Consider the following 11,668-nt stretch of genomic DNA (forward strand, 5'->3'; position numbering starts at 1 on the left):
CCCCCTTGCGGGGGAGATGGCCGGCAGGCCAGAGGGGGGTGTCTCGCACCCGCATTTCCTACCATGGCACGACCGTAACCTCCGGCCAGTTCTCCCGCGCCCGCTGGCCCTTCGCCTCATGCGTCCGCTGATTGTCCATCGCTCGGTTCGGCGTGATGCGGAACGAGAAGACGTCGTCGAGACCGAACGGCGCCAGCAGTTCCAGTTGACAATCCGCGTCGTATCGCACCCCGACCGCATGTGTCTTCGACGCAAAAAACCGGACCGACTCGCTCGAACTCGTGTAGCGCGGACAGGGCCGCCCGAACTTCTGCGGGTACCACAAATGCACCCGCGCTTGGTTGCGCACCTCGACCGGCAGGGGCAGCCCCTGGAAATGCTTCGCCGCCCGGCGGATGACGGCGTCCTCGGCCTCGTAGGACAGGTCGCTATCGTCGAAATAGAACAGGTCGACATCCTTGATGCCATAACCCGACGGCTTCCCCGTCAGATGGTTCCAGACCGAGTTATAGAGCACGCCGGAGACCGCCAGCCAGTCCGGAAGATCGAGCGTGCGGGCACATACCAGCGCTTGGCGCACGAGCGCATCCGACAGCAGGATGTCGAGAAACGCAGCGCGTTGTGCTTCGAACGGGAGCCCGGAATAGTGCAAATGGTCCATCGCCCTTTGGAGGGCGATTCGCCGTGCTCCCGCAATCCCGGAAAGAGGCTATGCCCTGAGCACGCCTCCGGTCTGCTTGCCGACATTCTCGACGATGCGCCTGGCCAACGCCTCGAAATCCTCGTCGGTCAGCGTCTTCTCGACCGGCTGGATCGACACTTCGATGGCGATGGACTTCTTGCCCTCGCCGAGCGCCGCGCCTTCGAAAACATCAAAGACCGAGACGCCGGTGACCAGCTTCTTGTCCGCGGCGAGCGCCGCGCGTACCAGCGTGCCGGCCTCGACCGCCTTGTCGACGACGAAGGCGAAGTCGCGCTTCACCGCCTGGAAGGCGGAGAGATCCAGCCTGGGCTTGGTTTTCGTCGGCTTTGCCTTGGGCTCGGGCACGGCATCGACATACACTTCGAAGCCGCAGAGCGGGCCGGAGACGTCGAGCCCTTCCAGCGTTTTTGGATGAAATTCACCGAACGTGCCGAGCACCGTCTTCGGTCCGAGCTTGATCGTTCCGGAACGACCAGGATGGTACCAGGACGGGCCGCCGGCCTCGATCTGCAGCCGCTCGACCGGCGCGCCGCAGGCTTCGAGTGCGGCGATGGCATCAGCCTTGGCGTCGAACACGCCGACCGGACCGGAATTGCCAGCCCAGTTGCGGCCGGAACCGTCGAGCTTGGCGGTGCCGCGCCGCACGCCGGCGGCAACGCGCCGTTGCTGGTCGGCGCCGTCGCCCTCATAGGTGCCGGAGACCTCGAACAACGCCACGTCGCCAATGCCCTTGTCGGCATTGCGCTGGGCGGCTGCGATCAGGCCGGGCAGCAGCGAGGGCCGCATGTCGGACATGTCGGCGGCGATCGGGTTGGCGAGCTTGAGCGAAGCCTGCCCGCCGCCGAATAGTTCGGCGTGCCTGGCGGGGATGAACGACCAGGTGACTGCCTCCATCATGCCGCGCACGGCCAGCGCCCGCTTGGCCGCGCGGGTGCGGATCTGCAGCGTCGTCAGGATCTTGCCGTTGACCGCGTCATGCGCGCCGAGCGGCTGCGAAGCGATGTTGTCGACGCCGTGGATGCGCATCACCTCCTCGACCAGGTCGGCCTTGCCGTCGACATCGGGACGCCAGGACGGCACGGCGATTTCGACGACATCGCCCGAACCCTCAGGCTTGAAGCCGAGGCGCGTGAGAATATCGAGGCTTTCCGCCGTCGGCACTTCTATGCCGGTCAGCCGCTTCACTTCCGACAGCGGGAAGGAGACGATCTTGGGCTGATGGCCGGCATAGCCGGCCACCTCGATTTCCGTCGGCGTGCCGCCGCAGAAATCAAGCACCAGCCGGGTCGCAAGCTCAACGCCCGGCACCATGAATTCGGGGTCGACCCCGCGCTCGAAACGATAGCGGGCATCGGTGATGATGCCGAGCGCGCGCCCGGTGCGGGCCGTGGTGATCGGGTCCCAGAGTGCGGATTCGATCAGCACGTCGGTCGTGTTCTCGTCGCAGCCGGAACGCTCGCCGCCCATGATGCCGGCGATCGATTCCACGCCATTGTCATCGGCGATGACGCACATCTCCGGCGTCAACGTGTATTCGCGGCCGTCGAGCGCCAGTACCTTTTCGCCATCCCTGGCGCGACGCACGACAAGATTGCCGGCGACCTTGCCGGCATCGAAGACATGCAGCGGCCTGCCACGATCGAAGGTGACGTAGTTGGTGATATCGACCAGCGCGCTGATGGGCCTCAGCCCAATGGCGATCAGCCGCTGCTGGAGCCATTTCGGGGACGGGCCGTTCTTGACGCCGCTGACCAGATTGAGCGCGAAGCCGGGGCAGAGTTCCGGCGCTTCGATCGTCACCTTGACGGGGCACATTCCATTGCCGACATGCGGCATGATCGCGCCGCCGACGAGGCGGCCGAGACCGCTCGCCGCGAGATCCCGGGCGATGCCGTAAACGCTGGTGGCATCAGGCCGGTTTGGCGTCAGATTGATCTCGATGACCGGATCGTCGAGATGCGCGTAAGCGGCGAAGCTGGTGCCGACCGGCGCATCTTCGGGCAGGTCGATGATGCCGTTGTGCTCGTCGGAAAGTTCCAGCTCGCGCTCGGAACACATCATGCCGTGGCTTTCGACGCCCCTGATCTTGCCAACCGTCAGCGTCACATCGATGCCGGGCACATAAGTGCCGGGCGCGGCGAAGGCGCCGATCATGCCCGCCCGCGCATTGGGTGCGCCACAGACGACCTGCACCGGCGGCTTGCCGTCGCCGGTGTCGACGGTCAGCACCCGCAGCCGGTCGGCGTCGGGATGCTGCACCGCCGTCAGCACCCTGGCGATGACGAAGGGCTTCAGGCTCGCCTTGTCGTCGACATGCTCGACCTCGAGGCCGATCGAGGTCAGCCGCTCGACGATCTCGCCGAGCGAGGCGTCGGTCTCGAGATGATCCTTGAGCCAGGAGAGGGTGAATTTCATGATGCTGTTCCGTCTGGTCTTTTGACGCTTGTTTTCAGATGTCTCGGCAGGTCGTCGGACATGTGCAGGAAGGGAAGCTGCTCGCTGAGATAGGCATGCAGCGTCGGCTTGAAATCGGCCGGAATGTCCATGGCGCCGAGCATGAAATAGATGTCGTCCTCCAGCCGCTCGTCGACATAGGCGATGGGTGAGCCGCAGACGCCGCAGAACGAGCGCGTCACCGGCCCGTTCTCGAACATCTTCAGCGCCTTGCCGGTGAACGCGACCTGGCCGGCAGGGAAGCCGACAAAGGCCGACACCGGCGCGCCGGTCGCCCGCCGGCAATCGCCGCAATGACAATAACTGACGTGGTGCGGTTCGACTGACGCCTCGAACCGCACGGCGCCGCAGCGGCAGCCGCCGGCGTGGGGCGCTGTCATGCGCTCAGGCCTCCGAACAGCGTCGGCATGTCGAGCGGCCGGAAGCCGTAATGCGACAGCCAGCGCACATCGGCGTCGAAGAAGGCGCGCAGGTCCGGCATGCCGTATTTCAGCATGGCGATGCGGTCGATGCCCATGCCCCAGGCAAAGCCCTGATATTCATCGGGATCGAGCCCGCCAGCGCGCAGAACGTTGGGGTGCACCATGCCGCAGCCAAGGATCTCCATCCAGTCCGAGCCTTCGCCGAAGCGCACCTCGCCTGGCCGCGAGCGGTCGCACTGGATATCGACCTCGAGGCTTGGCTCGGTGAACGGGAAGAAGGACGGCCGGAAGCGCATCTTGACCGACGGCACCTCGAAAAAGGCCTTGCAGAACTCTTCCAGCACCCACTTCATGTTGGCGACGTTGGCCGATTTGTCGATCACCAGCCCTTCGACCTGATGGAACATCGGTGAGTGGGTGGCGTCGGAATCCTGCCGGTAGGTCTTGCCCGGAATGACGATGCGGATCGGCGGCTTCTGCTTCTCCATGGTGCGGATCTGCACCGGCGAGGTGTGGGTGCGCAGAAGCTTGCGCTCGCCCTTCTCGTCCGGCTGGAAGAAGAAGGTGTCATGCATCTCGCGCGCCGGATGGCCTTCCGGGAAATTCAGCGCGGTGAAATTGTAATAGTCGGTCTCGATGTCGGGCCCTTCGGCGATGGCGAAGCCGAGATCGCCGAAGATCGCCGCGATCTCGTCGATGACCTGGCTGATCGGATGAATGCGGCCGCGCTCGGCCGGCGACTGCCGCACCGGCAGCGTCACGTCGACCTTCTCCGCGGCGAGGCGGGCAGTGATGGCAACATCCCTGAGTTCCGCCTTGCGCGCGGTGAGCGCATCGGTGACGCGGTTCTTGAGGCCGTTGATGGCGGGGCCTTTGACCTGGCGCTCCTCAGCGCTCATCGAGCCGAGCGTCTTCAGCATTTCCGAGATCGACCCCTTCTTGCCAAGGGCTGCCACGCGCACGGCTTCTATCGCGGCCTCGTCAGCAGCCGACGCTATGTCGGCGAGCAGCGAAGCTTCCAGGCTTTCAAGATTTCCAGCGGTGGCGTTCACGGCGAAACTCTCTCGATCGGGCAACCCACCATCACCGGGCGTGTCACCAATTTGGTTACATCAGGCATAAGAAAAACCCGCGCCAGCCGTGCCAGCGCGGGTTCCCCAAATCAGAATTTCGAATGCTTGGGAAGCGCTGGTCTTAGGCGACAGCGCTTTCAAAAGCATTCGGGGTGGTGTTCTTGAGGTACTCAAGAGCAACCTTGGCCTTGGCCACGAGCGCGGCGAAAGCCTGCGGCTCGTGGATGGCCATATCCGACAGGATCTTGCGATCGATCTCGATGCCAGCCTTGTTGAGGCCGTCGATGAAACGGCCATAGGTCAGGCCGTGCTCGTGCGTCGCGGCGTTGATGCGCTGGATCCACAGCGCGCGGAACGAGCGCTTGCGGTTCTTGCGGTCGCGATAGGCGTATTGCAGCGACTTTTCCACCGCCTGCTTGGCGATGCGGATGGTGTTCTTGCGGCGGCCGTAGAAGCCTTTCGCGGCTTTCAGGACCTTCTTGTGCTTGGCGTGCGAGGTGACGCCTCTTTTTACGCGTGCCATGTCATGATCTCCTTAAAAGCAATTCCAGGAAAAGTGCCTTGCGGTTTTCCGTTCGGAATTGCGTAAAACAAATTCGTGTCCGGCCGAATGCTCAGAGGCCGTTCGGCAGAAAATTCTTGATGACCTTCTTGCCATCCGGTTCAGCCAGAACCATCGTGCCGCGGGCATTTCGAATGAACTTGTTGGAACGCTTGATCATGCCGTGACGCTTGCCGGCCGCAGCCGACAGGACTTTACCCGTACCGGTGATCTTGAACCGCTTCTTGGCGGCCGATTTGGTCTTCATCTTGGGCATTTTGCTACTCCGTATTGTGGCGCACCATCGCGCTTCTTGTTCGCTTCGGGCCGACCAAAGCCCGAAAAGCAAATGAAACCGCCACGGCATGCCCTGCCGGGCGGTTTTCTTGGAACGGCGGTCCTATACGTCAAAGCAGGCGACTGTGCAACACCTACCGCGCCGCGCGTTTCCCCGAACGCCCGGATGCGGCGCCCGGTCCTTCATCAGGGGAGCGTAAACAACACCGGCAACATACCCGACTGCTGGGCGCCGTCGATCAGTTCGAAGGCCGGCAGCGCGATGAGGAACACCAGGCCGTCGAGAAGCGTGGTCAACAGCAGGCGCGGCTTGAAGCTGCCGGTGTCGCCTTCCTGGTAGAGGGAAAGCTTCGGAAAGAATCGCGGCACTCTTGCCAGATAGGCCTGATAGGGCTCGCCGAGCGTTTCCTTAAGGAATTTCTCCTCGCGCAGGATGACGATATGGAAGGCGCCCGCACACAGGACAGCGAACAGAATGATGCCGGAGAACGAGCCGATCTGCGCGCCGACGCCGGCCGCGGCCACAGTCGAGAACACATAGAGCGGGTTGCGGGTGATCGAATAAGGCCCGCCCGTCACAACTTCGGAAGATTTGCGCCCACCTATGTAGAGCGTCGACCAAAGGCGACCGCAGATACCTAGGAAAATCAGCAGCACGCCGAACATCTCGATCGTTTCATGCATCGCCGTATCAGGCGGAAAGCTCGATTGCCCGAACAGCAGGGCTGCGAACAGCACCACCACAAGCACGGCAAGCACCAGCCTGCGCGTGCGCTGGTAGCTACCCAGCCCGTATTTGAGTTTTTTGTCCAAGGGAGGAATCCGATCGTCGAGAACTTAGCCGGCGACCGCAGCTATGGCCGAGAAATGGGCGTCCCGCCGATCGCCGGGACGCCCTGTAGCACAATTCAGGCGGAATTGGAGCGCGTCGGTCGCGCTAACCTTATCGTGATCTAGCGCGGCGCCAGCACCATCATCATCTGGCGGCCTTCGAGCTTCGGCTCCGCTTCCACCTTGGCGATGGTAGCCACTTCCTCACGCACCTTGTTCAGAAGCTGCATGCCGAGCTCCATATGCGCCATCTCGCGGCCACGGAAGCGCAATGTCAGCTTGACCTTGTCGCCTTCCTCGAAGAAGCGGCGCACCGCCTTCATCTTGGTCTCGTAGTCGTGGCTGTCGATGTTCGGGCGCATCTTGATCTCCTTGATCTCGATGACCTTCTGGTTCTTGCGCGCCTCGGCCGCCTTCTTCTGGTTGGCGTATTTCAACTTGCCGAGATCGAGGATTTTTACGACGGGCGGCTGCGCGTTGGGCGATATCTCGACGAGATCGAGCCCTGCCTCTTCGGCGAGCAGCAATGCGTCGTTGATGGAAACATCGCCACGGTTCTGGCCTTCGGCGTCGATAAGCTGGACCCGGGGAACCCGGATGTCACGATTGGAGCGCGGCCCATCCTTGGTCGGCGCCGCTGCTTTGAAAGGTCTGCGAATGGTCGTGGTCTCCTTGGCCGTTTCGTTCTGGATTTGCAGGTGTTGATATGTGGACGCGCCAATGTGGTGAGCGCGCGGGCGGAGTCAATAGCACAGCATTGACAGAAAATCACCTGATCGCTGCCTGCGGCAAACAAAGAAAGATCGCGAGCACTTTTCGCCACACCACTGGCTGTGTCACAAGACCCTGCGCCGAAAGTCGGCGTGAGGAAAAAGCCATGACTGCCCCTGTCTTTCTGGATGTCGACGGATCGAGCATCGCGGTGCGCCATATTGCGGGCGCGACGCCTGGCGTCGTCTGGCTCGGCGGCTACAAGTCGGACATGCTGGGCACGAAGGCTGAAGCGCTTTCGGACTGGGCGGCAAAAGAAGGCCGCGCCTTCCTGCGCCATGACTATTCCGGACACGGCGAATCCGGCGGCGCCTTTGCCGACGGCACGATCTCGAAATGGCTTTCGCAAAGCCTGGCCGTGTTCCGGCATTTCACCAGCGGCAGCCAGATCCTGGTCGGCTCGTCGATGGGCGCCTGGATCGCCCTGCGCATGGTGCAGGAATTGCGCAAGGCAGGCGACGCAAGCGTCGTCGGTCTGGTGCTTCTAGCACCGGCGCCGGATTTTACCGCAGAACTGGTCGAACCGGTGCTGACCAAAGCGCAGAAGCGCGACCTTGCCAAAAAAGGCTTCTTCGAGGAGCCGTCGGACTATTCCACCGAGCCCTACATCTACACGCGCGCGCTGATCGAGGATGGGCGCGACAACCTGGTCATGACAGGCCCGCTCGACACGCACTGCCCCGTACACGTCTTGCAGGGCCTGGCCGATCGGGACGTGCCGTCGAGCCATGCGCTGAGGCTGGTCAGCCTGCTGCCGGCCGACGATGTCACGCTGTCGCTGATCCCGGACGGCGACCACCGGCTGTCGCGGCCGCAGGATCTCGACATGCTGGTGCGGGCGGTCGGCGACATGGCCGCGCGGGGCAAGTGACGATGCGCCTTTCCATCCCGATCTCAGCCTTCGTCGCGGCCATCGTCGGCTTCGGCGGCACGCTGGCCATCGTCATTGCCGCCGCCCACGCGGTCGAGGCCACGCAAATTCAGACCGCGAGTTGGGTGACCACGATCTGCCTGGCCATGGCGGTCGAAAGCCTGTGGCTGTCCTGGCGAACGAAAATGCCCATCATCACCGCATGGTCGACGCCGGGCCTGGCGCTGATGGCGGCGTCGAGCGGTTTTTCGATCGGCGAGGCCGTCGCCGCCTTCATCGTCACCGGCATTCTTTTGGTCGCCACCGGGCTGTTCCGGCCGCTGACGAAACTGATCTCGGGGATACCGCCCTCGGTCGCTTCAGGAATGCTGGCCGGCATTGTCGTCACCTTCGCGCTCAATGCGGTCAAAACTGTTCCCGCCGATCCCTGGCTGATCCTGCCGTTGATCGCCGCCTTCTTCGTCATCCGCCTGTTCAATCCGGCGCTGTCGGTGCTGGCAGTGCTGGTCGGCGGCGGTCTCGCCGCGTTTCTCACCGGCCGCGTCGGCGGTTTGCCCACTCCTGAACTGTCGACGCTCACTCTGATCGCGCCTGTGTTCACCGCCAAGGCGATAATCGGCCTGGCAGTACCGCTCTACCTGGTCACCATGGCTTCGCAGAACCTGTCGGGCCTCGCCGTGCTGCGCGCCGCCGGCTACCACCCGGAACCCGGTCCGCTGATCGGCATCACCGGCCTGTTTTCGCTGCTTTCGGCGCCGTTCGGCGGCTCGACCACCAATCTGGCGGCAATTTCGGCGGCTATCTGCACCGGGCCCGACGTTCATCCAGACCCCACCGAGCGCTGGAAGACAGGGCCGTTCTATGCCCTTGCCTACCTGATCTTCGCGATTTTCGGCGCCTCCCTGGTGGCGATCTTCGCCGTCCTGCCGCAGAGCCTGATCGTGCTGGTTGCGGGTCTTGCGCTGATGGCCTCGCTGGCCAACGCGCTGGCGATCGCGCTCAAGGACGAAAGCGAGCGCATGGCCGCCACCGTCACTTTTGTCGTCACCGCCTCCGGGCTGACCTTGTTCGGCGTCGGCGCCGCATTCTGGGGACTGATTGCCGGGCTGGTCGTGCTTTTCCTCGATATGCTCAAAAAGCGATAATCATTTCAGCAGCTTGTCCGGTTTTAGCCGACATTGTCTTGAATCGCCGTTTTTGCCTTCCCATTTCGATTCCACGCAGCCGGTCCTGGCTGTCTCCAACCGAAGGAATGGGAGAAAATGAACACATCCGCATTGATCCGCCCGGCCTGGACGCCGGCAACCATCGCGTTGATGGTGATCGGCTTCATGGTGTTCTGGCCGCTCGGCTTTGCCATGCTCGCCTACGTCATCTGGGGCGACCGGCTCGAGGGCTTCAAGCGTGACGTCAACCGCGCGACCGACGGCATCTTCGCCGGCTGCCGCCGCGGTTCCGACAAAGCCGCGCGCTGGGGCCACGGCTCCGCCCGGACCGGCAACGTCGCGTTTGACGACTGGCGCGAAAAGGAGCTTGAACGCCTGGCCGAGGAACGCCGCAAACTCGACGACATGTTGACCGAGTTCGACGACTACGCGCGCGAATTGCGTCGCGCCAAGGACCAGGACGAGTTCGATCGCTTCATGGCGAACCGCAACAAGTCGACCGCTCCGGCCAAGAGCGGCCCGAGCACCGGCACGTCCCCCACCAAGCGTGGCAAAGGCTCGAACCTGCTTGACGACTGAGGCCGAGCGACAGGCCCGATCGTGAAAAAAACGGCGTCGCGCGAGCGGCGCCGTTTCTTTTTTGTTCTATTCGTTTTTCTCGAATCGCGTATCGTCCGGCCATGACCCTCGGATTCTTCCGCAATCTGACAAAGCCCAAGCCCACGCCTGTCGTGGAGCGAGAATACTGCGTTGCCGGCCGCACGCTGCCGCTCAAGATCGTCGAGAGCGCCAGGGCGCGGCGTCTGACGCTGCGCATCGATTCCAGCGGCCAGGGCCTGCGTATCACCGTGCCGCCGGGCCTGCGCCGCGGCGAGGTGGAGCGGTTCCTCGATCGTCATCAGGACTGGCTGGAGCAGCGGCTGGCCAAGGTGCCGACACGGCCGCAGGTACGGCCAGGCATCAAGATACCAATCCGCGGCGTGCCGCACCGCATCGTGCATGAGCCGTCAAGGCGCGGCACCGTCACCGTGTCGCGCGACGAACGCGGCCCGCTGCTGATCGTGCATGGCGAGCGCATCCACCTGCCGCGCCGCATCGCCGATTTTTTGAAGCGCGAGGCCAAGAAGGAGATCGAGAAGCTGGTGGCCAGGCACACCGAAGCGCTTGGCAAGCGCGCCAAGGCGATCCGCTACAAGGATACGTCCAGCCGCTGGGGCTCGTGCACCTCCGAAGGCAATTTGTCCTTTTCCTGGCGCATCATGATGGCGCCGCCGCCCGTCATCAACTACCTCGTCGCGCATGAAGTAGCGCATCTGAAAGAGATGAACCACGGCCCGAAATTCTGGAAATTGTGCGAAAAGCTCTGCCCCGACACCGACCGCTGCAAGGACTGGCTGAAGCGCAATGGCGGGGCCTTGCAGGCGATCGTTTTCGAGTAGCGCAATGAAGCGTCGTACGGCGCCAGAAAATAAGCTTTTCCGCGGTGATGCTTCACACCTCCGGTCCCGCCAGCGTCTACGTTCTTACTGGGCGCACGAACTCAATCGTCATTCGCGGCGTTCAACTCTTCAGGCCGCAGCCCCTCTTCGCTATGATGCGGCCACGGTAAAAAATTCCGATCGAAGGCGTCGGTGTCGAAATAATCGAGCGCCCGATGCGCCTCGGCGCCGTTGAAGGCGGCCTTGTCCATCAAATGCGCGATCACCTCGCGCGCCTGCGCGATCTTCTGCCTGAGTTCGGCAACGGTTCTGTCAGTCATGATGTTCTCCCGCCTTGCATGCTTTCCCATGATAGGTAGCGCCTTTGGCCCTGCCGGCAAACAACATGCTTTTTCTCGACTCTGCCTCGATTTCATGTCAATTCCCGCGCCATGGCACTCGACGTCAAAATCTGCGGCTTGAAGACCGACCAGGCAATGGCCGCGGCGCTGGCCGGCGGCGCCAGCCATGTCGGCTTCATTTTCTTTGCCAAGAGCCCGCGTTACATCGAACCGGCTGCAGCCGGGCGGTTGCGCGAAGCGGCGCGCGGCAAGGCTTTGGCGGTTGCCGTTACCGTCGACGCCAACGACACCTTCCTGGACGACATCATCGACAGCATGCGCCCGGACATGCTGCAGCTGCACGGCTCGGAAACGCCCGAACGGGTGGCCGAACTGAAAGCCCGCTATGACCTGCCGGTCATGAAGGCGCTGCCGCTCAGCGAAGCCGCCGATCTCGAGCGCATCAAACCGTTCGTCGGGGTCGCGGACCGGTTCCTGTTCGACGCCAAGCCGCCGAAGGGCTCCGAGTTGCCGGGCGGCAATGGCGTTGCGTTCGACTGGCGCATCCTGACCGGCCTTGACGCCGGGCTCGATTACATGCTTTCCGGTGGGCTCAACGCCGCCAATATCGGCGATGCCCTTCGGCTTGCCAGCCCGCCCGGAATAGATATTTCCTCAGGCGTGGAAAGCGCGCCGGGCGTCAAGGATCCGGCGCTGATCGAGCAGTTTTTCCGGGCCGTCAAGGCAGCGCGAGACGACCGCGCCGCCTGACCGGCTCAA

General features: G+C 63.2%; 14 protein-coding genes. 5 read left to right on the top strand and 9 right to left on the bottom strand.

Features of this window, described 5'->3' with window-relative positions; all coding sequences use genetic code 11:
- Window positions 1-58 precede the first annotated feature (58 nt).
- The 8 genes from FJ940_RS26375 to infC all read right to left on the bottom strand — a co-directional run bounded on the left by FJ940_RS26375 (window position 59) and on the right by infC (window position 6,980).
- The gene (locus FJ940_RS26375) at window positions 59-661 is read right to left on the bottom strand and encodes a nucleotidyltransferase family protein (protein ID WP_140658350.1); all 603 of its coding nucleotides are present in this window, start codon (window positions 659-661) and stop codon (window positions 59-61) included.
- A gap of 48 nt (window positions 662-709) precedes the next feature.
- On the bottom strand, window positions 710-3,118 hold the full coding sequence (gene pheT / locus FJ940_RS26380; RefSeq protein ID WP_140658352.1) for a phenylalanine--tRNA ligase subunit beta: 2,409 nt from the start codon (window positions 3,116-3,118) through the stop codon (window positions 710-712).
- Window positions 3,115-3,537 carry a GFA family protein gene (locus FJ940_RS26385; protein WP_140517763.1) on the bottom strand — a complete coding sequence of 141 codons (423 nt, stop codon included), beginning with the start codon at window positions 3,535-3,537 and terminating at the stop codon, window positions 3,115-3,117. Before FJ940_RS26385 ends, pheT begins: the two co-directional genes overlap by 4 nt.
- Window positions 3,534-4,631, bottom strand: coding sequence for a phenylalanine--tRNA ligase subunit alpha (gene pheS, locus FJ940_RS26390; RefSeq protein WP_140491135.1), 1,098 nt, complete (start codon window positions 4,629-4,631; stop codon window positions 3,534-3,536). Before pheS ends, FJ940_RS26385 begins: the two co-directional genes overlap by 4 nt.
- 142 nt (window positions 4,632-4,773) lie before the next feature.
- Window positions 4,774-5,175: a 50S ribosomal protein L20 gene (rplT, locus tag FJ940_RS26395; protein ID WP_006201247.1), complete on the bottom strand. Its 402-nt coding sequence runs from the start codon at window positions 5,173-5,175 to the stop codon at window positions 4,774-4,776.
- A gap of 91 nt (window positions 5,176-5,266) precedes the next feature.
- Window positions 5,267-5,470 (bottom strand): 50S ribosomal protein L35, encoded by a 204-nt coding sequence (rpmI, locus tag FJ940_RS26400; RefSeq protein WP_006201248.1) that lies wholly within the window; start codon window positions 5,468-5,470, stop codon window positions 5,267-5,269.
- 206 nt (window positions 5,471-5,676) lie between these two features.
- Window positions 5,677-6,303, bottom strand: a complete 627-nt coding sequence (locus FJ940_RS26405; RefSeq protein ID WP_140517762.1) for an isoprenylcysteine carboxylmethyltransferase family protein — start codon at window positions 6,301-6,303, stop codon at window positions 5,677-5,679.
- Window positions 6,304-6,443: 140 nt separating this feature from the next.
- On the bottom strand, window positions 6,444-6,980 hold the full coding sequence (gene infC / locus FJ940_RS26410) for a translation initiation factor IF-3 (protein ID WP_140491142.1): 537 nt from the start codon (window positions 6,978-6,980) through the stop codon (window positions 6,444-6,446).
- 218 nt (window positions 6,981-7,198) lie between these two features.
- Between infC and FJ940_RS26415 the strand changes: the two genes are divergently transcribed.
- From FJ940_RS26415 to FJ940_RS26430, 4 genes are all read left to right on the top strand, one after another.
- Window positions 7,199-7,963, top strand: a complete 765-nt coding sequence (locus tag FJ940_RS26415) for an alpha/beta hydrolase (protein WP_140625496.1) — start codon at window positions 7,199-7,201, stop codon at window positions 7,961-7,963.
- A gap of 2 nt (window positions 7,964-7,965) precedes the next feature.
- The gene (locus FJ940_RS26420; protein ID WP_140554552.1) at window positions 7,966-9,108 is read left to right on the top strand and encodes a benzoate/H(+) symporter BenE family transporter; all 1,143 of its coding nucleotides are present in this window, start codon (window positions 7,966-7,968) and stop codon (window positions 9,106-9,108) included.
- Window positions 9,109-9,225: 117 nt separating this feature from the next.
- The gene (locus tag FJ940_RS26425) at window positions 9,226-9,708 is read left to right on the top strand and encodes a DUF2852 domain-containing protein (protein ID WP_140658354.1); all 483 of its coding nucleotides are present in this window, start codon (window positions 9,226-9,228) and stop codon (window positions 9,706-9,708) included.
- A 101-nt stretch (window positions 9,709-9,809) separates the two neighbouring features.
- Window positions 9,810-10,568: a M48 family metallopeptidase gene (locus FJ940_RS26430; RefSeq protein ID WP_140491150.1), complete on the top strand. Its 759-nt coding sequence runs from the start codon at window positions 9,810-9,812 to the stop codon at window positions 10,566-10,568.
- Window positions 10,569-10,669: 101 nt separating this feature from the next.
- Here FJ940_RS26430 and FJ940_RS26435 read toward each other — a convergent pair whose 3' ends face one another.
- Window positions 10,670-10,888 carry a hypothetical protein gene (locus FJ940_RS26435; RefSeq protein WP_140491152.1) on the bottom strand — a complete coding sequence of 73 codons (219 nt, stop codon included), beginning with the start codon at window positions 10,886-10,888 and terminating at the stop codon, window positions 10,670-10,672.
- 111 nt (window positions 10,889-10,999) lie between these two features.
- Here FJ940_RS26435 and FJ940_RS26440 point away from each other — a divergent pair, with 111 nt between their 5' ends.
- Window positions 11,000-11,659 (top strand): phosphoribosylanthranilate isomerase, encoded by a 660-nt coding sequence (locus FJ940_RS26440; RefSeq protein ID WP_140658356.1) that lies wholly within the window; start codon window positions 11,000-11,002, stop codon window positions 11,657-11,659.
- Window positions 11,660-11,668: the final 9 nt, after the last annotated feature.

The organism is Mesorhizobium sp. B2-3-7 (genome assembly GCF_006442695.1).
In the GTDB taxonomy this organism is placed as follows: Bacteria; Pseudomonadota; Alphaproteobacteria; order Rhizobiales; family Rhizobiaceae; genus Mesorhizobium.